We start from the raw sequence: 20,291 nt of genomic DNA, 5'->3' as shown, positions 1-20,291 counted from the left end.
CCATGAACCACGAGACCGGTGCCCTGCGTGGCCTGAAAGTCATCGACCTGAGCCGCGTGCTGGGCGGCCCCTACTGCTCCCAGGCCCTGGCCGACCACGGCGCGGAAGTGATCAAGCTGGAACCCCTGGGCGGCGACGAGACGCGCGGCTGGGGCCCGCCCTTCGAGGGCGATACCGCCGCCTACTTCCGTGGCGTCAACCGTAACAAGAAGGGCATCGCCGTCGACCTGTCCAAGCCCGAGGGCATCGAGTTGCTGCTGCAACTGCTGGAAGGTGCCGACGTGCTGATCGAGAACTTCAAGCCCGGCACCCTGGCGCGCTGGGGCATCGGCTACGCCGAGGTGCTCAGCCCGCGCTTCCCGCGGCTGGTCCACTGCGCGGTATCCGGCTTCGGCGCCGACGGCCCGCTGGGCGGGCTGCCCGGCTACGACGCGGCGATCCAGGCCATGGCCGGGCTGATGAGCGTGAACGGCGAGGCCGAGGGCGGGCCGTTGCGCATCGGCCTGCCGATCGTCGACATGGTCACCGGTCTGAACGCCGTGGCCGGCATCCTGCTGGCGCTGCACGAGCGCGAACGCAGCGGGCGCGGGCAGTCGGTGGACATCGCCCTGTACGACTGCGGCATCTCGCTGCTGCACCCGCACCTGCCGAACCACTTCGCCTCCGGGCGCACGCCGCAACGCACCGGCAACGCCCACCCGAACATCGCCCCCTACGACAGCTACCGCACCGGCGGCGAGCCGATCTTCCTCGCCGTGGGCAACGACCGCCAGTTCGCCAAGCTGTGCGAATACCTGGGCGCCGGCGCGCTGCTGGAAGACCCGCGCTTCGCCGACAACGGCCAGCGCTCGGTCAACCGCGAAGCGCTCAAGCAGGCGCTGGAAGGCCACCTGATGGCCCACGACGGCCGCGAGCTGGCCGAACGGCTGATCCGCCTGGGCGTGCCCTGCGGCGCCATCGCCACGGTGGACCGCGTGGTCGAACACCCGCACACCGCGCATCGCGGCCTGGTGGTGCAACTGGGCGACTACCGCGGCATCGCCTCGCCGGTGAAGCTCTCGCGCACCCCGGCCAGCTACCGCAGCGCGCCGCCGGCCCTGGGCGGGAACACCCGCGAGGTGCTCGCGGAGCTGGGCCTGGCGCCGGAGACCATCGAGGCCCTGTACCGGCGCGGCATCGTCCGCGGCTGAGTCTTTCCGGCAGTTTTGCCCACGTGGGGGACCTGCGCCAGGCGATGGCGCCGTTCCGCTGCGAGCGGTCTATGCTTTTGGGCCGACCCGTCATCGGCAGAGGCAAGCACCATGAGCGACCGTCGCATCACCTTCTACCACTCCCCGCAAACCCGTTCCTCCGGCACCCTGGCGCTGCTGGAGGAACTGGGCGCCGACTACGACCTGCACCTGCTCAACATGCAGGCCGGCGAGCAGCGCCAGCCGGCCTACCTGGCGATCAACCCGATGGGCAAGGTCCCGGCCATCCGCCATGGCGAGGCGCTGGTGACCGAGCAGGGCGCCGTCTACATCTACCTCGCGGACCTGTACTCGGAAGCCGGACTGGCGCCGGCCATCGGCGACCCGCTGCGCGGGCCCTACCTGCGCTGGCTGGTGTTCTACGGCTCCAGCTTCGAACCGGCGGTGACCGACCGTTCCCTGGGCCGCGAGCCGGCGCCCCAGGCGCGCAGCCCCTATGGCGATTTCGAGACGGTGATGAAGGTCATCGATGACCAACTGCAGAAGGGCCCCTACCTGCTCGGCGAACGCTTCACCGCGGCGGACGTGCTCTGGGGCTCGGCGCTGGCCTGGACCACGCACTTCGGCATAGTGCCGAAGACCCCGGCCATCGAGCGCTACATCGCGAAAGTCACCGCGCGGCCCTCCTTCGCCAAGATCGCCGAACGGGACGCGCAATGGCACGCGGAACACGCCGAGGTGGTGGGTAAGGTGTAGGAGCGGGCCCTGCCCGCGATTCGGCGGATAACGCCGTAGGCGTTATCCGCCCTACGGATTTCCGACGGGGTTGCGGCAGGGGTTGGGGCTCTGCAAAGAGCGCCCTCTCCCCAGCCCTCTCCCGCAAGCGGGAGAGGGGGCTGTTCGGAGTGGCCGGAGAATCCTGAGTCATCCTGAAACGCCTAACCCCCACCCCGTCATTCCCGCGAATGCGGGAGCCCAGGGTTCGCGAGCAAGCTCGCTCCTACGAAAAGCAAAAGCAAAAGCAAAAGCGCGTTTGCTCTTGGGATTTCCAGAGAAACATCCGCGAACTCCGGAACGCCCCTTCAGAAGGCCGAGCGAAACCCGCGCTCAGGAGGTCATGCGACATGGATGTCGCGAGAGCCCCGCGGGCTACAGGGACGTACCCTCGGGGCGGGCCTCCGTGGCGGGGGAATTCGTGAGGGTAGCCCGACTCTGTCGGGCCCGTATGCGGGCAAGCCTTTTTGGTTCCTTTTTGCGGGGGTGGCCTTCCACCGTTTGACAAAAGGGACTCGCCCGAGGGGGCGAAACAAAAACTCTCCGCAGACTCGGAGCGGCGCGTTACACCCAAACAAGAAGGCAGCTGGGTTATTCCCCTTCGGGCCAGCGCAAGCGCTGTTCGCGATGGAGCCGCGTCCCGCGTTCGCGGGAATGACGGGGTGAGAGTCGTGTTTTCCGACGTCATTCCCGCGAACGCGGGAACCCAATAGACAGGAGGAATACCGTGCTGCCCGACAACCTGTAGGAGCGGGCCCTGCCCGCGATTTCGCGCGCAGGGCGCGCTCCTACGAAGAGCATCCCGGCGCTGCCCACGACTTCAACCCTTCGCCGCGCTGACCCCTTCCAGCGTGGCGAAGGAGGTGTCCTTGGCCGTCAGCAGGAAGTCGCGCATGAAGGGCGCATCCAGCATGTCCGCGCGGATGGCCGCGTAGAGCGTGCAGTACAGACCCTTCTCGCCCAGGCGCTTGGCCGTCACATAGCCGCGCGAGCTGTATTCGTGCAGCGCCCAGTTGGGCAGGCTGCACACGCCGCGGCCGGAGGCCACCAGCTGCATCATCATCACCGTCAGCTCCGAGGTGCGCACCTGGGCCGGCTCGACGTCGGCCGGCTCCAGGAAGCGGGTGAAGATGTCCAGGCGGTCGCGCTCGATGGGGTAGGTGATCAGCGTCTGGCTGGCCAGGTCTTCCGGCACTATGTAGGGCTTGCCGGCCAGCGCGTGCTGGTTGTCCACCGCCAGCAGCGCCTCGTAGGTGAACAGCGGCACGTAGGTGATGCCGGCGATGTCCACCGGGTCGGAGGTCACCACCAGGTCGAGGTCGCCGCGGGCCAGGGCCGGCAGCGGGGCGAAGGAGAAGCCCGAGGCCAGGTCCAGCTCCACCTCCGGCCAGGCGTCGCGGAACTGGTCGATGGTCGGCATCAGCCACTGGAAGCAGCTGTGACACTCGATGGCCATGTGCAGGCGCCCGGCGGTGCCGCCGGCCAGGCGGGACAGGTCGCGTTCGGCGGTGCGCAGCTGCGGCAGCAGGGAGTCGGCCAGCTGCAGCAGGCGCAGGCCGGCGCTGGTGAAGCGCACCGGCTTGGTCTTGCGGATGAACAGCGACAGGCCCAGGCGGTCCTCCAGTTCCTTGAACTGGTGGGACAGGGCGGATTGAGTCAGGTGCAGGCGTTCGGCGGCTTCCACCAGGCTGTCGGCTTCACGCAGGGCGTGGAGGGTTTTCAGGTGACGAATCTCGAGCATGGCGCCGCTTCCAACATGAGTAAAACTTGATTACATCCGAAACTGGATTGAGTTTGTCTCATGCGCGGCCGGCTGTCGACCCGCCCGTGCCGCCGCCGATCTACCAGCTCAGGTAGAACATGCCCTTGGCCAGCAGCACTATGCCCAGGACGTGGGCGAAGACGCTGTAGTGGATGATCCGCGAGCGCCGTCCGGTCATCCCGCCGCTGTGCATCAGGTACATGGCGCAGAAGAAGTGGCAGAGCACGCTGGCGGCCAGCAGCAGCTTCAGGCTCAGCAGAGTGGCGAAGGGCGAGTCCAGCGGATGGGACAGCAGCGGCAGGTAGCGCAGTTTGAGCATGCCCAGGCCGCTGCCGAAGAGCGTCAGGATCACCCAGGGCATCACCCGCCGCAGGCGCTGGCCGAGGGCGCGCTCCACGGCGCGCAGGGCGTCTGCCGGCACATGGCGGCGCACCCGTTCGAGAATCAGCACCTCGAAGAACACGGTGCCGACGAAGGCGATGGCGGCCAGCAGATGCAGGACCAGCAGGATCGGATAGCTCATGGGCGCCCCTTGGCGAACGACTGCTTCCTTGGAACCATGCCGGGCCGGCCGCGCCCGTGCCATGACGCCGATCAGGCTGGCGGCGACCGCTCGGCGCCTTTCATCAAAGTGTCACGGTTGTGTGGCAGAGCGATGCACGGAAATTCATCAGAATCGGCTTTCACTGGGGTTCTGCATTCCGGATTTTCACATGCGTGCGTTTCTACTGGCGCTGGCACTGTCGTGCCTGGCGCCCCTCACTGCCTTTGCCGGCGATCGTTGCGACCCACGGGTGCCCACCGACACCCTGGACCTGGGCGACGTGCGCCTGGCCTACCAGAGCATAGGCTCGCCGAAGGACCCGACGCTGCTGCTGATCATGGGCCTGGGCGGCCAGCTCATCCACTGGCCCGACGAAGTGGTGCAGACCCTCTGCCAGCAGGGCTTCCGCGTCATCCGCTACGACAACCGCGACGTCGGCCTGAGCGCCTGGCGCGTGCCCACGCCCGGCGCCAACCTCACCTACGAGGTGATCCGCTACCGCCTGGGCCTGCCGGTCAGCGCGCCCTACAGCCTCACCGACATGGCCTGGGACGCCCTGCGCCTGCTGGACGGGCTGCACGTCGAGCAGGCCCACGTGCTGGGCGCGAGCATGGGCGGGATGATCGCCCAGCACGTCGCCGACCTCGCGCCGCAGCGGGTGCTCAGCCTGACCCTGGTGATGACCAGCTCCGGCGCCGAGGGCCTGCCGGCGCCCAGCGACAGCCTGCTGAAACTGCTGGCCCGGCGCGAGGCCGGCAGCCGCGAACAGGCCATCGAGCAGCAGGCCGACCTGCTCGCCGCCCTGGGCAGCCCGGAGGTGAAGGACGACCGCGAGCAACTGCTGCACCAGGCGGCGCAATCCTACGACCGCGCCTTCAACCCCGAGGGGGTGCAGAGGCAGATGCTGGCCATCCTCGCCGAGCCCAGCCGGGTCGACCTGCTCAACCGTTTGAATGTGCCTACGCTGGTGATTCATGGCACCGCCGATCCGTTGTTGCCGGTGATGCATGGGGTGCATGTGGCGGCGCATATCCGCGGGGCGGAGTTGAAGCTGATTCCGGGGATGGCCCACCGTTTCCAGGAAGCCTTCAAGGCGCCGTTGCTGGCGGCGGTGTTGCCTTACCTGCGGGCGCACCAGACGGCGGGGCATGTGGCGCAGTTGTAGGGGGCTTTCGTAGGGCGCATAACGCCTACGGCGTTATCCGCCGAATCGCGGACAGAGTCCGCTCCTACGGTTCCAGGAAAGCCCCGTAGGATGGGTTGAGCGAAGCGATACCCATCACCATGGCCCGATGGGTATCGCAAGCTCAACCCATCCTACGAAAGCACCTCGACGCAGACAGTTGCTCCTACGGTTCCAGGAAAGCGCGGGCGTAGGAGCGGACTCCGTCCGCGATTGGTCACCGGCCACGCCGGACGTTCCGGTGGCACGGCCAACGGCGGATAACCGCGAACGGTTATTCGCCCTACGCTCCCGGATGATCCACCCCTCAAACCGCCTTCGGCAAAGGCGCGAACAGCGCATCGATATCGGCATCATCCAGCTGCCAATCCGTTCCCGCGCCTTCGAGGATGCCGGCCGCCAGCGCGGCCTTCTCCCGCTGCAGCAGCTGGATCTTCTCTTCCACCGTGCCGCGGGCGATCAGTTTGTAGACGAACACCGGCTTGTCCTGGCCGATGCGGTAGGCGCGGTCGCTGGCCTGGTTCTCGGCGGCCGGGTTCCACCAGGGGTCGTAGTGGATCACCGTGTCCGCCGCGGTCAGGTTCAGGCCCACGCCGCCAGCCTTCAGGCTGATCAGGAACAGCGGCACGCGGCCCTGCTGGAAGTCTTCCACCGGCTGGCGGCGGTCGCGGCTGTCGCCGGTCAGCAGGGCGTAGTCGATGCCGCGTTGCTGCAGGGCTTCGCCGACCAGCGCGAGCATCGAGGTGAACTGCGAGAACAACAGCACGCGGCGGCCCTCGGCGAGCAGTTCCTCGAGCATGTCCAGCAGGTATTCCAGCTTGCCCGAGGTCACCGTCTTGGCGCGGCCGCTGGGCGGCGGGGCGTCCTTTTGCACCAGGCGGATGTCGCAGCACACCTGGCGCAGCTTGAGCAGCGCTTCGAGGATGATGATGCGGCTGCGCGCCAGGCCGCGGCGGGCGATTTCGTCGCGGACCTTGCGGTCCAGGGCCAGGCGCACCGTCTCGTAGAGGTCGCGCTGGGCCTCGCTGAGCTCGATGTGCTGGATGAACTCGCTCTTGGGCGGCAGCTCCGAGGCCACCTGCTCCTTGGTGCGGCGCAGCAGGAAGGGGCGGATGCGCGCGGCCAGGTGGGCCAGGCGCGCCTGGTCGCCGTGGCGCTCGATGGGCGTGCGGTAGTGCTGGGCGAACTGCTTGGCGTCGCCCAGCCAGCCGGGCAGCAGGAAGTGGAACAGCGACCAGAGCTCGCCCAGGTGGTTCTCCAGCGGCGTGCCGGTCAGGCACAGGCGGTGCCGCGCGTTCAGCTGGCGCGCGGCCTGGGCCGCCTTGGTGCCGGCGTTCTTGATGTTCTGCGCCTCGTCGAGGATCAGCAGGTGGTAGGCGTGCTTGCCGAGCTTTTCCGCATCGCGGGGGAGCAGGGCGTAGGTGGTGAGGATGAGGTCGTGCTCCTCGATCTTCGCGAAGTCGCGCCGCCGGCCCGCGCCGTGCAGGGCCAGCACGCGCAGGCTGGGAGTGAAGCGCTCGGCCTCGTCCAGCCAGTTGGGGATCAGGCTGGTGGGCATCACCACCAGGGCCGGCGCGCTGAGGCGCCCGGCCTGCTTCTCCAGCAGCACGTGGGCCAGGGACTGCAGCGTCTTGCCCAGGCCCATGTCGTCGGCGAGGATGCCGCTGGCGCCCACCGCGCGCAGTGTCTGCATCCAGCTCAGGCCCTCGTGCTGGTAGGCGCGCAGCTCGGCGCGCAGGCCCTCGGGCAGCGGCGCCGGCTGGGCGCGGTAGTCGCGCAGGCGCAGGGCGATCTCGCGCAACTCGTCGCCGCCCTGCCAGCGCAGCGGCAGCTCTTCCAGCTCGGAGAGCCGCGCGGCGTCCGGCGCGCCCATGCGCAGGCGGCGCACCGGTGCCTGGTCGCCCAGGTAGAACTCCGACAGCGTGCCCAGCAATGGCTTGAGCTTGCCGAAGGGCAGGGCCACCCGCAGCGGCCGCTCCGAGGCGGTCTGCCAGCTGTGCACCGGGTTGCGCCCGGCGTCCAGGCGCAGCACCAGTTGCTCGTCGTCGGAATGGCGGGCCAGGGCCTGCGGGTCGAGCAGCGCCGGCATGCGCCGGATCAGTTCGATCAGCGCCGGCAGCAGGCTGATGCGGCGGCCGTCGACCTCGATGCCCAGTTCCAGGTCGAACCACTGGCGGTCGTCGGTCTCCTCGATCTCGGCGTACCAGTTCTCGATGGGCGTCAGGTCGAAGACGAACTCCGGGCGCACGTCCACGTCCCAGCCGCGCTCGCGCAGCTGCGGCAGGCCCTCGCGCATGAACTGTTGCCAGGTGGCGTCGTCGGGTAGCTCGAACATTTCCCCGGCGCTTTCCTCCAGGGCATCGCTGCGTCGCATCGCCGGCTTGAAGCCGAACTGGCGCAGTTGCTGGCGTAGTTGCTGCTCGCGCTCGGGCTGGCGGCTGAGGCGGACGATGCGGTCGTCGCGGAACACCCGCAGCTCGCTGCCGGTGCGCGGGTTGATCGGCCCCGAGACGGGCATGCCGGCGTACAGGAAGGCCAGCGCGGCGCGGTGCCGGGCGATGTTCTGCATGCGCCCGCTGCGCAGGTCGAAGCCGCTGTGCACATGGCTGCCCAGGGTCAGGCGCGGGCGCGGCGCCAGGTCGGCGGGCGCCGCCGGCGGCTCGGCGGGTGGGGTCATCGGAGGTTCCTTCCGGCAAGCCCGGGGAAATACACAAACGCCCGATGATACCCCTATTTCCTGCGACGCGCTGCCACGGGCGGCTCAGCGGGCGAAGCGCCGCGCCCCCGCCACGCAGGCCACCACCGCCAGGGTCGAGACGGCCATCAGCGGGCTGACCTGCTCGTGCAGCAACAGGCCGGCCAGGGCCAGGCCGAAGAAGGGTTGCAGCAGCTGCAACTGGCCCACCGCGGCGATGCCGCCGCGGGCCAGGCCGTGGTACCAGAAGAAGAAGCCGATGAGCATGCTGAACAGCGACACGTAGCCCAGGCTCAGCCAGGCCGGCAGGCTGGCCGCGGCGAGGTCGGCCGGCCAGGTCCACAAGGTCAGCGGCAGCATCAGCGGCAGCGACAGCACCAGCACCCAGCAGATCACCTGCCAGCTGCCCAGGTGCCGCGACAGCCGCGCGCCCTCGGCGTAGCCCAGGCCGCAGGCGAGGATGGCCGCGAGCATCAGCATATCGCCCAGCAAGCTGCCGGCGCCGCCCTGGCTCAGCGCGTAGCCGGCCACCGCCGCGCTGCCGAGCAGCGAGAACGCCCAGAACGCCGGGCGCGGCCGCTCGCCGGCGCGCAGCACGGCGAAGCTGGCGGTGGCCAGCGGCAGCAGGCCGACGAAGACGATGGCGTGGGCCGAGCTGACGTGGCGCAGGGCCAGGGCGGTGAGCAGCGGGAAGCCGACCACCACGCCCAGGGCCACCACCAGCAGCGCGGGGATGTCCTGGCGCGCCGGGCGGCGCTGGCGCAGCACGAAGAGGATGGCCGCGGCCAGCAGCCCGGCGATGCTGGCCCGGGCCAGGGTGAGGAAGGTCGGTTCGAAGCTGCCCACCGCCACCCGCGTGGCCGGCAGCGAGCCGCTGAAGATGAGCACGCCGAGGAAACCGCTGAACCAACCGCCTAAAGAAGCATTCATCGAGCATTCGCCGAGAGGAGAGGGGAGTCTCGATGGTGGCGCCGGGGAGGGCGGGCGGCCAGTGACAGATCAGTACAATTCGAACAAACTGTCCTTGATTTTCATCGGTACAGTCGAGGTGGCCATGGCCGTGACACGGGTGGACGGGGTGATGCGCCAGGTGCGCGAACGCCTGGCGGCGCGCAGCCTGGTGCCGGGCGAGCGGCTGCCGTCGATCCGCGCGCTGGCGCAGAGCCTGGAGGTGTCCAAGAGCACCGTGGTGGAGGCCTACGAGCGCCTTGTCGCCGAGGGCCTGATCGCCGCCCGGCGCGGTTCCGGCTTCTACGTCTGCGGCCGGCTGCCGCCGCTGTCGCTGGCGGAGATCGGCCCGGCGCTGGACCGCAGCATCGACCCGCTGTGGATTTCCCGCCAGGCGCTGGAAGCCGCCGAGGATTCGCTCAAGCCCGGCTGCGGCTGGCTGCCGCCGTCCTGGCTGCCGGAGGACGAGCTGCGCCGCGCTCTGCGCCAACTGGCCCGCGAGCCGCAGTCGAGCCTGCTGGAGTACGGCCGCCCCTATGGCCACGCCGGCCTGCGCGAGCAGCTGGCGCGGCGCCTGGGCGACTACGGCCTGCAGGTCGGCGCGCAGCAGATCGTGCTCACCGACGGCGGCACCCACGCCATCGACCTGGTCTGCCGCTTCCTGCTGGAGCCCGGCGACGAGGTGCTGGTGGACGACCCCGGCTACTTCAACTTCCAGGCCCTGCTGCGCGCCCACCGCGCGGTGGCCATCGGCGTGCCCTACACGCCGCAGGGGCCGGACATCGAGGCCCTGGCCGGCATCCTGCAGCGCCACCGGCCGCGCCTGTACATCACCAACTCGGCCTTCCACAACCCCACCGGCGCGCAGCTCTCGCCGCTGGTGGCGCACCGCCTGCTGAAACTGGCCGAGGCCCATGACCTGCTGATAGTCGAGGACGACATCTTCGCCGACTTCGAGCATGAGCAGGCGCCGCGGCTATCGGCCTTCGACGGTTTGCAGCGGGTGATCCAGGTCGGCAGCTTCTCCAAGACGCTGTCCGCCTCGGTGCGCTGCGGCTATATCGCGGCGCGGCCAGAATGGTGCGAGCAACTGGTGGACCTGAAGCTGGCCACTTCCTTCGGCAACAGTCCGTTCAATGCCGAGTTGCTCCACGAGCTGCTGCGCAAGGGCGGCTACCGCCGGCATATAGAAAGCCTGCGCGTGCGCCTGGCCGACGCCATGGGCGACACCCTGGCGAGCCTGCGCGGCCTGGGCCTGCAGCCCTGGTTGGAGCCGCGCGGCGGGGTGTTCGTCTGGGCGCGCCTGCCCGGCGCCCTGGATGCCGCCGCGGTGTCCCGCGCGGCGCTGGAGCAGGGCATGGTGCTGGCGCCGGGCAACGTCTTCAGCCTGGGCCAGAACGCGCCGGACTTCCTGCGCTTCAACGTCGCCCAGTGCCAGTCGCCGCGGGTCTTCCAACTGCTCGAACGGGCCATGGAGACGGCCCGGCGGGGGCGCTGAAAACTTTTCTGATTTTTTTCTGCAGGTTTTCCACGGTCGTTCGGCCTCTGTGCAATCCCGCTTGTGCGAACGAGGAAATCCACAGCATGTCCCGCTTCCCCAACACGTCGCCGCGCCCGCTGCTGCGCGCCCTGCGCATCGCCACCCTGGGCCTGGCCGCCAGCCTGCCGCTGGCCGCCGCCGTACCGGCCCTGGCCGCGCCCGCCGCGCACCACTTCAAGGTGCCGGCCGGCAGCCTGGAAGATGCGCTCAACGCCTACGCGCGCCAGGCCGGCGTGCTGCTGACCTTCGACCCGGCGCTGACCCGCGGCCTGCGCAGCCCGGGCCTGGAGGGCGACTACCCGGTGGAGGCCGGCTTCGCCGTGCTGCTCTCCGGCAGCGGCCTGGCCGCCGAGTCCAGCGCCGACGGCAGCTACCGCCTGCAGCGCAGCGCCACCGAAGGCGCCCTGGAGATGAAGGCGCAGACCATCACCGCCCAGGCCGAGGAAGACCCCAAGGGCCCGGCCCACGGCTACCTGGCCAGGCGCAGCGTCACCGCTACCAAGACCGACACGCCGATACACGAGACCCCGCAGTCCATCTCGGTGGTCACCCGCGAGCGCATGGAAGCCCAGGGCGTGCAGTCGGTGAACGAAGCGCTGCGCTACACCCCGGGCGTGTCCTCCTACGGCTCCAACAACCGTTCCGACTGGTACACCGTGATCCGCGGCTTCTCGCCGACCACCTACCAGGACGGCCTGCAACTGCCCACCACCATCAACCTGGCCAGCTGGATGGTCGACCCCTATATGCTGGAGCGCGTGGAAGTGCTGCGCGGCCCGGCCGGCGTGCTCTACGGCCAGGGCGACCCGGGCGGGGTGATCAACCAGGTGTCCAAGCGCCCGAGCACCGTGGCCCAGCACGAAATCCAAGTACAGTACGGCAGCGATGCGCGCAAGCAGCTGGGCATCGACAGCACCGGCCCGCTGGACGACGCCGGGGTGTGGAGCTACCGGGTGGTCGCCGTCGGCCATGACGGCGACATCCGCGACACCCCCTGGGAGGACCGCCGCGTGGCCCTGGCGCCGTCGCTGAGCTGGCAGCCCGACGAGGACACCCGCCTGACCCTGCTGGCCAGCTACCTGAAGGATGACAGCAACGCCCAGGACAACTTCCTGCCGGCCTCGGGCACGCTCAGCCACAGCGCCTACGGCAAGATCCACCGCAGCTACTTCACCGGCGACGAGCACTTCTCCAAATACGAGAAGGAGCAGTACAGCCTGGGCTACGAGTTCGAGAAGCGCCTGAACGACGTCTGGCAGGTGCGCCAGAACCTGCGCTACGCCCACCTCGACCTCAACGACAACATGGTCTACGGCGTCGGCACCCTGGCCTACTGGGACATGGGCGACGACCGCACCCTGATGCGCTTCGCCGGTATCGAGAACCCCGAATACAGCCGCTGGACCCTCGACAACCAGGCCCAGGCCGACTTCAACACCGGCTGGCTGCGCCACACCCTGCTGCTGGGCCTGGACTGGCAGCGCCAGCACACCAGGGACCCGCAGGCCTACGTGCTGACCACCCCGCTGGACCTCTACGGCGGCCCGTCCTACGGCCCGGTGGACGCCTCGGCCTTCACCGCCGACGACTGGACCTACAGCGACCAGACCTCGCGCCAGACCGGCGTCTACCTGCAGGACCAGCTGCACTTCGACGAGCACTGGGTGCTGTCCCTGGGTGGCCGCTACGACTGGGCCAGCGCCAGCACCGACAGCTGGAGCACCGCCTCCAGCAGCCACACCAGCCAGAAGGACGAGGCCTTCAGCGGCCGCGTCGGCCTGGTCTACCTGGCGGACAACGGCCTGGCGCCGTACTTCAGCTACAGCGAGGGCTTCACCCCCAACGCCGGCACCGACTACGCCGGCAAGCCGTTCGATCCGACCAAGGCCAAGCAGTACGAAGTGGGCGTGAAGTTCCAGCCCAAGGGCTCGGACAGCAGCGTGAGCGCGGCGGTGTTCGAGATCACCCAGCGCGACGTGCTGACCCCGGACACCGACCCCACCCACGTCAACAGCTACGTGCAGACCGGCGAAGTGCGCTCGCGCGGCATCGAGCTGGAGGCCGTCGGCGCGGTGACCCGCGAGCTGAACCTGATCGCCACCTACACCTACCAGGACGTGAAGAACACCAAGGCCAACGACGAAAGCGACGGCAAGACGCCGATCAGCATCCCCACGCCGCGCAACATCGCCTCGCTGTGGGCCGACTACACCCTGCGCGACGGCCTACTCAAGGGCCTGGGCTTCGGCGCCGGGGTGCGCTACAACGGCCGCAACCCGGGGGCGCCGGACAACTCGCTGAACGTGCCCAGCTACACCCTGCTGGATGCTGCCGTGCACTACGACACCGGCCCTTGGCGCTTCGCCGTCAACGCCACCAACCTGACCGACCGCGAGTACATCGCCGGCTGCTACGACGCCACCCGCTGCATCTACGGCAACGGCCGCAACGTGCTGGGCAGCGCCACCTACCGCTGGTGATCCTGGCCCTGGACCAAGGCCAAACGGCCAAGTGACGTAGGGCGTATAACCGTTCGCGGTTATACGCCGTTTCACCTTGCCCACAGCCCACGCCAAGGCCAAACCCGGCGCCGCCTCGGACCAAGGCCAAACGGCGGATAACGCGGAGCGTTATTCGCCCTACGCCAAGCTCGACCGTGGCGTAGGGCGTATAACCGTTCGCGGTTATACGCCGTTTCACCATGGCCGCAGCCCGCGCCAAGGCCAAACCCGAAGCCGCCTCGGACCAGGGCCAAACGGCGAATAACGCGGAGCGTTATTCGCCCTACGCCCGCCCCGGAATTTCCTGTTGGTGGCAAAGGCGCGCGGGATTATTCACATCCGTTCTTGCGTATCTCTTTCAAATGCGAACGCATTTCATATAAATTTCCGCTTTTGCCCACCCCGGATCGGGGTGAACTTCTGTCAGCAGGTGAGCACAGCCATGCACCCGTCCGGATTCCCGCCGTTCCAGCCCGAGGTACGCCCATGAGCAGCAAGGGCCGCTTCGGCGCGCAGCTCAGCGCGCGCATCCTGGCAGCGTTGTTCGGCGGCTATGCCCTGGCCTACACCAGCACCGCCTTCCTCAGCGTCTACCTGCCGCTGGCCCGCGCCGACCGCGTGGCCTTCGCCAGCCTGGGCTGCTTCATGGTCTGGGTGGTGGCCATCCTCTACGTGTTCGCCGCCCGCAGCACCTGGCGCGCCTGCCTGGTGCCGCTGGCGCTGAGCGCGCTGCTGGCGCTGGCCGCGTTCCTGCCCCACGATTTCGGAGTCCGCCCATGAGCCTGCGCCAGTCGATGTCCGGGCTGCATACCTGGAGCGGCCTGCTGGTCAGCTGGCTGCTGTTCGTGGTGGTCTTCTCCGGTAGCCTGTCGTGCTTCGACGCGGAGCTGACGCGCTGGATGCTGCCGCAACTGCACGAGGCGGCGCAGCCGACGGTGGGGGTGGACCAGGTCCATGCCGTGCTGGCCGAGCGCGCGCCCAAGGCCCATGCCTACTGGATGCTGCCGCCCAGCGAGCGCGCGCCGTACTGGACCGCCGGCTGGGTGCCCAGCGACCTCAGTGAGTTCCAGTCCTTCCTGATCGACGCCCAGACCGGCGAGGAGCTGCCCAAGACCGTCGGCGGGCGCTTCTTCTTCGACCTGCACTACGGCCTGCACGCCGGCACCCCGGGCATCTACATCGTCGGCGTGGCCGGGATGTTCATGCTGGTGGCGATGGTCAGCGGGGTGATCGTCCACCGGCGCATCTTCAAGGACTTCTTCACCCTGCGGCCGAAGGCGGCGCGCCAGCGCGCCTGGCTCGACGCGCACAACGTGCTGGGGGTGGTTGGCCTGCCGTTCCACGTGCTGCTGGCCTACACCGGGCTGGTGATCTTCATCACCCTGTACATGCAGGCCGGCATCAAGGTCGCCTACAAGGGCGATTTCGAGCGCTTCGAACACGAGGTACAACACGCCTTCGACCGCGAGGAGCTGGGCCGTCCGGCCAAGCCGCCGAAGCCGATCTCGCGCATGGTCGAGCGCGCCCACGAGCTGTGGGGCGACGACAGCCGGCTGGGCTGGATCAACCTCGAACACCCCAACGACGCCTCTTCCATGGTGCAGATCCGCCGGGCCGTGGACCGCGGCATGGTCAACGACCAGCGCACCGTGTCCTTCGATGCCGGAACCGGTGCGCTGCTGCACGTGCAGCCGCCCTACGGCAACGGCTACAAGACCTACGCCTGGCTGACCGGACTGCACATGGCGCAGTTCGGCGGCACCCTGGTGCGCATCCTCTACCTGCTGCTGGGCCTGGCCGGCTGCGCGATGATCTTCGGCGGCCTGCAGGTCTGGGTGGCCAAGCGCGAAGCCCGCGGCAGCCGCGGCCTGGGCCTGGTGCGCACGCTCAACGCCGCGGTCTGCGGCGGCCTGCCGCTGGCCAGCCTGGGCCTGCTGGCGGCCTCGCGCCTGTTGCCGGTGGAACTGCTCCAGCGCCAGCGCTGGGAAGCCGGCACTTTCGTGGTGGTCTGGCTGCTGGCGCTGCTGCACGCGGCATGGCGCCAGGGCAGCGGCCGCACCGCCCGCGAGCAGGCGCTGGTCGCCGCCGTGCTGGCCCTGGGCCTGCCGCTGCTGGGGCTGTTCGGCCCCGAGCCGGGCCGCCTGACCAGCAGCCTGGCCCGCGGCGACTGGATGCTCGCCGGCGTCGACCTGGCATTGTTGCTCAGCGGCGCGCTGTGCGCCGCCCTGGCCTGGCGCCTGGGCCGCCCGCCGGTGCCCGCAACCAAGGCGCGCCGTCGTGAGCGCGTGGAAGGGGAGTACGCCTGATGCTGCTGGTCTTCGGTCTCAACCTGCTGGCGATGACCGCCGCCTGCCTGGGCCTCGCCCGCCACCACCGCGAGCTGTTCGGCAGCGCGCCCAGCGAAGGCCGCGTGCGCCTGCTGCGCGGCGTGGCGCTGGTGGACGGCGGGCTGGCGCTGGCCTACTGCATCCACCTGCTGGGCATCGAGCTGGGCCTGGTCTACTGGGCCTGCCTGCTGATGCTCGCCACCACCACCCTGGTGGCCCTGCTGGCCTGGCTGCCGCGCCTGACGCTGCCGGCGGCGGCGGGGGTGCCGCTGGTGGGCGGGGTGTTGGCGGTGTTGGGGTGAAAGGTTGGCTCGTGCGCCTTACGTCACGGTCTAGCTTGGCGTAGGGCGAAGACGCTCCGGGTTCGACCTTGGCGTGAGCTGTGGCCAAGGTGAGACGGCGTATAACCGCGAACGGTTATACGCCCTACGTCACGGTCGGACTTGGCGTAGGGCGAATAACGCTCCGCGTTATCCGCCGTTTGGCCTTGGTATCAGGCCGAGCCTTGGTCGAGCTTGGCGCCGAACGCCGCGCGGTATTCCCCCGGCGTAGCCCCCAGCGCCGCGCGGAAGCGGTTGCCGAAGTGGCTGGCGCTGGAGAAGCCGCAGGCCAGGGCTATCTCGCTCAGCGCCAGGCTGCCCTGGCGCAGCAGTTCGCAGGCGCGGGCCAGGCGCCGGGCCAGCACGTACTGGTGCGGCGGCATGCCGAAGCTCTCGCGGAACATGCGCGCGAAGTGGTATTCCGAAAGCGCCGCCAGCGCTGCCAGCTCGCCCAGGCTGAGCGGTTCGGCGAGGTTCTGCTCGATGTAGTCGCACAGCCGCCGGCGCAGGACAGGGGCCAGGCCGCCCTTCAGGCGCAGGCCGTCGCGGCGGCCGACCTGGGTGAGCAGGGCGTGGTCGACGATGGCCTGGGCCAGGCTGCTGGTGTGCAGGCGTTCGCCCGGCTCGTTCCAGTCCAGTTGCACCAGCTGGCGGAAGCGCGCGGCCTGCTGCGGGTCGTCGAGGAAGGTGTGTTCGCGCAGGCGCAGCTCGCGCGGTTCGCGGTCGAGCAGCTGCACGCAGCCCAGGGCGAAGCGTTCCGGGCTGAAGTACAGGTGCGCCAGGCGGATGTCGCCGTTGACGATCCACGAGGCTTCCTCGCCGGCCGGCATGATGCACAGCTTGTCCGGCGCGCCCTTGGCGCCGGGGGCGCCGCGGCGGAAGGTGCCGGTGCCGCCGGCCAGGTAGCAGGACAGCGTGTGGTGGTCGGGGCTGAGGTAGTCGCGGGCGTCGTGGCGGTTGCTCCACATGGCCGCGGACAGGCCGTCGCCCAGCTCGGCGCAACGCTCCAGGCGGGCGTTGGGCGAACTGTTCATGGACTGGAAGACCTGTAGTTGTTCGATGGCGGACATGGGGCGACTCCTTCAGGCCTCCACTCTACCCGCGCCCACGCGCGTTGCCAGCCCGGTTGTCGCAATAAGCGCAAGAATCTGCAAGCGGCGCCCCTGCCTGTGGGCAGACACTGGCCTCCCATGACCGGAGGCCAGCCATGAACCTGTCGCTCTACCTGCTCACGGTGCTCATCTGGGGCACCACCTGGATCGCCATCAAGCTGCAGGTCGGCGAGGTCGCCATCCCGCTGTCCATCGCCTACCGCTTCGCCCTGGCGGCGCTGGTGCTGTTCGCCATCCTGCTGCTGTCGCGGCGCCTGCAGCCGCTGGGCCGGCGTGGCCAGGCGCTGTGCCTGGCCCAGGGCCTGTGCCTGTTCTGCGTGAACTTCCTGTGCTTCTACACCGCCAGCCAGTGGATCCCCAGCGGGCTGATCGCCGTGGTGTTCTCCACCGCCACCCTGTGGAACGCGCTGAACGCGCGCATCTTCTTCGGCCAGCGCATCGCCGCCAACGTCGCCGGCGGCGGCGCCCTGGGCCTGCTCGGCCTGGCCCTGCTGTTCTGGCCGGAGCTGACCGGCCACGCCGCCAGCCGCGAGACCTTCTACGGCCTGGGCCTGGCGCTGCTGGGCACGCTGTGCTTCTCCGCCGGCAACCTGCTCTCCAGCCTGCAGCAGAAGGCCGGGCTGCGCCCGCTGAGCACCAACGCCTGGGGCATGCTCTACGGCGCGCTGATCCTGCTGGCGATCTGCCTGGTGCAGGGCGTGCCTTTCACCTTCGACAGTAGCGCGCGCTACGTCGGTTCGCTGTTGTACCTGGCGATCCCCGGCTCGGTGATCGGCTTCACCGCCTACCTGACCCTGGTCGGGCGCATGGGGCCGGAGCGCGCGGCCTACTGCACCGTGCTGTTCCCGGTGGTGGCGCTGAACGTCTCGGCGTTCATGGAGGGTTACCAGTGGAGCGCGCCGGCCCTGGCCGGGCTGGCGCTGGTGATGGCCGGCAACGTGCTGGTGTTCCGCAAGCCGAAGCCGGTTGCGGTGGGGGAGGTGGCGCGGGCGTGATTTACGTCGGTGCAGGGGGGCGGCGAATCCAATCGCGGACGGGGCGCACGGCTTCTCGTAGGAGCGAGCTTGCTCGCGAACGGGCCCCGCAGCGGAGTCTGTTCGCGAGCAAGCTCGCTCCTACGAAGAACATCCTGGCGTGGCCTGTAGGAGCGGACTTCGTCCGCGATCAGCCCTTCCACACCTGCGGGTTGACCAGGTTCTTCGGCCGCTCGCCGCGCAGCGCCGTCTCGAAGTTCTCCAGCGCGCATTCGGCCATGGCCAGGCGCGTTTCGTGGGTGGCCGAGCCGATGTGCGGCAGGGTCACGGCGTTGGGCAGGGCGAACAGCGGCGATTCGGCCAGGGGTTCCTTCTCGTAGACGTCCAGGCCGGCGGCGAGGATGCGTTTTTCCTGCAGCGCCTCGACCAGCGCCGCTTCGTCGATCACCTGGCCGCGGGCGATGTTGACCAGGATGGCGCTGGGCTTCATCAGCTCCAGTTCGCGCTTGCCGATCAGCTTGCGAGTGGCGTCGGACAGCGGCACCACCACGCAGACGAAGTCGGCCTCGCCGAGCAGTTCGTCGAAGCCGCAGTAGCGCGCGCCCAGTTCCTGCTCCAGTTCCGGCTTGCGGCTGTTGCCATGGTAGAGCACGTCCATGTTGAAGCCGAAGCGGCCGCGGCGGGCGATGGCCGCGCCGATGCGGCCCAGGCCGAGGATGCCGAGCTTCTTGCCGTGCACGTCGACGCCGAACAGCGGCGCGTCCACGGTGCGCTTCCACTGCCCGGCCTTGGTCCAGGCGTCCAGCTCGGCGGTGCGCCGGGCGGCGGCCATGATCAGGGCGAAGCCGAGGTCGGCGGTGGTTTCGGTGAGCACGTCCGGGGTGTTGGTCAGGGCGATGCCGCGCTGGTTCAGGTAGGCCAGGTCGTAGTTGTCGTAGCCCACCGAGACGCTGGAGATGACTTCCAGCTGCCCGGCCTGGGCCAGCTGCTTCTCGCCCAGCGGGCGGCCGACGCCGATCATGCCGTGGGCCTGGGGCAGGGCGGCGGCGAACTGGGCGTCGACGTCACCCAGTTTCGGGTCGAGCACGGTGACGTTGAATTGCGCGCGCAGGCGTTCGAGGTGTTCGGGCGCCAGGCGGCTGAAGACGAAGACGTTCTTTTTCATGGTGGGGAAGGCAACGACTGACAGACGGGAGCGCAACCCTAGCATCCCCGCCACCGCCCTTGGCAAGCCCGGGGGCCCAGGCGGCGAGGATGCGGGGCGGTTATCGCGCGGCCAAAGCCGCGCGAGCGCGGGCTAGGCCAGGTGCGGGCGGGCCATGCCGGCCTCGTCGGCCTGCAGCACGCCGGGCAGGTTCTCGCGCAGGTAGCCGACCCAGGTCTTGATCTTGGCGTCCAGGTACTGGCGCGACGGGTACAGGGCGTAGACGTTGAGCAACTGCAGCTTGTGGTGCGGCAGCACGCGCACCAGCGAGCCGTCCTCCAGGCCTTCCAGCGCCGAGTAGACCGGCAGCGCGCCTATGCCCATGCCGCAGCGGATGGCCTCGGTCATGGCGTCGCCGACGTTGACCTGGAAGGTCGGCGGGCCGACGGTGATCATTTCCTGGCCGTTGGGGCCGTCGAACAGCCACTTGTCCAGGGCCAGAACCGGGCTGACCAGGCGCATGCAGTCGTGGTTGACCAGGTCGCTGGGGGTGCGCGGCGCGCCGCGGGCCTCTATGTAGGAGGGCGAGGCGCAGAGGATGCTGTAGGTCTCGCCGATGCGCTGCGACACCAGGCCGGAGTCGGGCAGCTCGGTGGCGACCACGATGGCCACGTCGAAGCCTTCGTCGAGCAGGTCGGGCACGCGGTTGGCCATGGTCAGCTCGAAGCTGACTTCCGGGTGCTGCTGGCGGTAGCCGGCGATGGCGCGGATGACGTAGTGCTGGCCGATGCCGGTCATCGAGTGCACGCGCAGGCGCCCGGCGGGGCGGGCGTGAGCGTCGCCGGCCTCGGCTTCGGCCTCCTCGACGTAGGCGAGGATCTGCTCGCAGCGCAGCAGGTAGCGCTGGCCCGCCTCGGTCAGCGCGATGCGCCGGGTGGTGCGGTTGAGCAGGCGCGCGCGCAGGTGGGTTTCCAGGTTGGCCACGGCGCGCGAGACGTAGGCGGTGGTGGTGCCCAACTGCTGGGCCGCGGCGGTGAAGCTGCCGGTCTCGGCCACGCAGACGAACGCGCGCATGGTTTGCAGAGTGTCCATTCGGAGCCCTCGGGAACGACAGGGTGGCTTATTGTCACATGAGACATCCGGCCGCATTATTTCATTATCGGTAATAAAGATTCACAAATTGGCCGTCTTATCCGTTTCGTCCCGTCTCCCTAGAATTTACTCGCCTGAATGGTTTCTTCGGCATCCTCTACGCTTAAACAGCAAGTTCACCCTCC

Annotated in this window: 16 protein-coding genes; 9 read left to right on the top strand and 7 right to left on the bottom strand. The window is 69.2% G+C overall.

What is annotated here, in order from left to right; all coding sequences use genetic code 11:
• The first annotated feature begins 2 nt into the window (after positions 1-2).
• Together BM060_RS16460 and BM060_RS16455 are read left to right on the top strand one after the other, a co-directional pair.
• Positions 3-1,190 carry a CaiB/BaiF CoA transferase family protein gene (locus BM060_RS16460; protein WP_074981072.1) on the top strand — a complete coding sequence of 396 codons (1,188 nt, stop codon included), beginning with the start codon at positions 3-5 and terminating at the stop codon, positions 1,188-1,190.
• 111 nt (positions 1,191-1,301) lie between these two features.
• Positions 1,302-1,946 (top strand): glutathione S-transferase family protein, encoded by a 645-nt coding sequence (locus BM060_RS16455; RefSeq protein WP_074981070.1) that lies wholly within the window; start codon positions 1,302-1,304, stop codon positions 1,944-1,946.
• A gap of 838 nt (positions 1,947-2,784) precedes the next feature.
• On the opposite strand, the gene metR is transcribed toward BM060_RS16455, so the two are convergent.
• Positions 2,785-3,705, bottom strand: coding sequence for a transcriptional regulator MetR (gene metR, locus BM060_RS16450; protein WP_074981068.1), 921 nt, complete (start codon positions 3,703-3,705; stop codon positions 2,785-2,787).
• A gap of 100 nt (positions 3,706-3,805) precedes the next feature.
• Positions 3,806-4,249: a CopD family copper resistance protein gene (locus tag BM060_RS16445; RefSeq protein WP_074981066.1), complete on the bottom strand. Its 444-nt coding sequence runs from the start codon at positions 4,247-4,249 to the stop codon at positions 3,806-3,808.
• Positions 4,250-4,439: 190 nt separating this feature from the next.
• On the opposite strand from BM060_RS16445, the gene BM060_RS16440 reads away from it, so the two are divergent.
• The gene (locus BM060_RS16440) at positions 4,440-5,435 is read left to right on the top strand and encodes an alpha/beta fold hydrolase (protein WP_074981063.1); all 996 of its coding nucleotides are present in this window, start codon (positions 4,440-4,442) and stop codon (positions 5,433-5,435) included.
• A gap of 325 nt (positions 5,436-5,760) precedes the next feature.
• Here the strand turns inward: BM060_RS16440 and BM060_RS16435 are convergent, their stop codons facing one another.
• Positions 5,761-8,130: a DEAD/DEAH box helicase gene (locus tag BM060_RS16435; RefSeq protein WP_074981060.1), complete on the bottom strand. Its 2,370-nt coding sequence runs from the start codon at positions 8,128-8,130 to the stop codon at positions 5,761-5,763.
• Between the two features lie 84 nt (positions 8,131-8,214).
• The gene (locus BM060_RS16430) at positions 8,215-9,078 is read right to left on the bottom strand and encodes a DMT family transporter (protein WP_074981057.1); all 864 of its coding nucleotides are present in this window, start codon (positions 9,076-9,078) and stop codon (positions 8,215-8,217) included.
• Between the two features lie 124 nt (positions 9,079-9,202).
• On the opposite strand from BM060_RS16430, the gene BM060_RS16425 reads away from it, so the two are divergent.
• From BM060_RS16425 to BM060_RS16405, 5 genes are all read left to right on the top strand, one after another.
• Positions 9,203-10,594, top strand: a complete 1,392-nt coding sequence (locus tag BM060_RS16425) for an aminotransferase-like domain-containing protein (protein WP_074981177.1) — start codon at positions 9,203-9,205, stop codon at positions 10,592-10,594.
• A gap of 86 nt (positions 10,595-10,680) precedes the next feature.
• Positions 10,681-13,116 (top strand): TonB-dependent siderophore receptor, encoded by a 2,436-nt coding sequence (locus tag BM060_RS16420; protein ID WP_074981054.1) that lies wholly within the window; start codon positions 10,681-10,683, stop codon positions 13,114-13,116.
• A 507-nt stretch (positions 13,117-13,623) separates the two neighbouring features.
• Complete coding sequence (locus BM060_RS16415; RefSeq protein WP_009619068.1) at positions 13,624-13,917, top strand: DUF3649 domain-containing protein; 294 nt, start codon at positions 13,624-13,626, stop codon at positions 13,915-13,917.
• Positions 13,914-15,443 carry a PepSY-associated TM helix domain-containing protein gene (locus BM060_RS16410; RefSeq protein ID WP_074981052.1) on the top strand — a complete coding sequence of 510 codons (1,530 nt, stop codon included), beginning with the start codon at positions 13,914-13,916 and terminating at the stop codon, positions 15,441-15,443. The genes BM060_RS16415 and BM060_RS16410 overlap by 4 nt, the downstream gene beginning before the upstream one ends.
• Positions 15,443-15,766, top strand: a complete 324-nt coding sequence (locus BM060_RS16405) for a DUF3325 domain-containing protein (RefSeq protein ID WP_074981049.1) — start codon at positions 15,443-15,445, stop codon at positions 15,764-15,766. The genes BM060_RS16410 and BM060_RS16405 overlap by 1 nt, the downstream gene beginning before the upstream one ends.
• A 191-nt stretch (positions 15,767-15,957) precedes the next feature.
• Here the strand turns inward: BM060_RS16405 and BM060_RS16400 are convergent, their stop codons facing one another.
• Positions 15,958-16,854, bottom strand: coding sequence for a helix-turn-helix domain-containing protein (locus tag BM060_RS16400; protein ID WP_074981047.1), 897 nt, complete (start codon positions 16,852-16,854; stop codon positions 15,958-15,960).
• 137 nt (positions 16,855-16,991) lie between these two features.
• On the opposite strand from BM060_RS16400, the gene BM060_RS16395 reads away from it, so the two are divergent.
• Complete coding sequence (locus tag BM060_RS16395) at positions 16,992-17,891, top strand: DMT family transporter (protein ID WP_074981045.1); 900 nt, start codon at positions 16,992-16,994, stop codon at positions 17,889-17,891.
• Between the two features lie 169 nt (positions 17,892-18,060).
• Here BM060_RS16395 and BM060_RS16390 read toward each other — a convergent pair whose 3' ends face one another.
• Both BM060_RS16390 and BM060_RS16385 read right to left on the bottom strand, forming a co-directional pair.
• Positions 18,061-19,035, bottom strand: coding sequence for a 2-hydroxyacid dehydrogenase (locus BM060_RS16390; protein ID WP_074981043.1), 975 nt, complete (start codon positions 19,033-19,035; stop codon positions 18,061-18,063).
• Between the two features lie 132 nt (positions 19,036-19,167).
• Entirely contained in the window at positions 19,168-20,106 is a 939-nt protein-coding gene (locus BM060_RS16385; RefSeq protein ID WP_074981041.1) for a LysR family transcriptional regulator, read from the bottom strand.
• Between the last annotated feature and the right edge of the window lie 185 nt (positions 20,107-20,291).

Origin of the sequence: Pseudomonas citronellolis (assembly GCF_900112375.1) — a bacterium.
In the GTDB taxonomy this organism is placed as follows: Bacteria; Pseudomonadota; Gammaproteobacteria; order Pseudomonadales; family Pseudomonadaceae; genus Pseudomonas; species Pseudomonas citronellolis.
Note: the sequence above shows the minus strand (reverse complement) of the source record. Positions and strands in the feature narration are given on the sequence as shown.

Coding starts and splice junctions, on each gene's coding strand:
- BM060_RS16460 (WP_074981072.1), top strand. CDS start 3: ATGAACCACGAGACCGGTGCCCTGCGTGGCCTGAAAGTCATCGACCTG.
- BM060_RS16455 (WP_074981070.1), top strand. CDS start 1,302: ATGAGCGACCGTCGCATCACCTTCTACCACTCCCCGCAAACCCGTTCC.
- metR (WP_074981068.1), bottom strand. CDS start 3,705: ATGCTCGAGATTCGTCACCTGAAAACCCTCCACGCCCTGCGTGAAGCC.
- BM060_RS16445 (WP_074981066.1), bottom strand. CDS start 4,249: ATGAGCTATCCGATCCTGCTGGTCCTGCATCTGCTGGCCGCCATCGCC.
- BM060_RS16440 (WP_074981063.1), top strand. CDS start 4,440: ATGCGTGCGTTTCTACTGGCGCTGGCACTGTCGTGCCTGGCGCCCCTC.
- BM060_RS16435 (WP_074981060.1), bottom strand. CDS start 8,130: ATGACCCCACCCGCCGAGCCGCCGGCGGCGCCCGCCGACCTGGCGCCG.
- BM060_RS16430 (WP_074981057.1), bottom strand. CDS start 9,078: ATGAATGCTTCTTTAGGCGGTTGGTTCAGCGGTTTCCTCGGCGTGCTC.
- BM060_RS16425 (WP_074981177.1), top strand. CDS start 9,203: ATGGCCGTGACACGGGTGGACGGGGTGATGCGCCAGGTGCGCGAACGC.
- BM060_RS16420 (WP_074981054.1), top strand. CDS start 10,681: ATGTCCCGCTTCCCCAACACGTCGCCGCGCCCGCTGCTGCGCGCCCTG.
- BM060_RS16415 (WP_009619068.1), top strand. CDS start 13,624: ATGAGCAGCAAGGGCCGCTTCGGCGCGCAGCTCAGCGCGCGCATCCTG.
- BM060_RS16410 (WP_074981052.1), top strand. CDS start 13,914: ATGAGCCTGCGCCAGTCGATGTCCGGGCTGCATACCTGGAGCGGCCTG.
- BM060_RS16405 (WP_074981049.1), top strand. CDS start 15,443: ATGCTGCTGGTCTTCGGTCTCAACCTGCTGGCGATGACCGCCGCCTGC.
- BM060_RS16400 (WP_074981047.1), bottom strand. CDS start 16,854: ATGTCCGCCATCGAACAACTACAGGTCTTCCAGTCCATGAACAGTTCG.
- BM060_RS16395 (WP_074981045.1), top strand. CDS start 16,992: ATGAACCTGTCGCTCTACCTGCTCACGGTGCTCATCTGGGGCACCACC.
- BM060_RS16390 (WP_074981043.1), bottom strand. CDS start 19,035: ATGAAAAAGAACGTCTTCGTCTTCAGCCGCCTGGCGCCCGAACACCTC.
- BM060_RS16385 (WP_074981041.1), bottom strand. CDS start 20,106: ATGGACACTCTGCAAACCATGCGCGCGTTCGTCTGCGTGGCCGAGACC.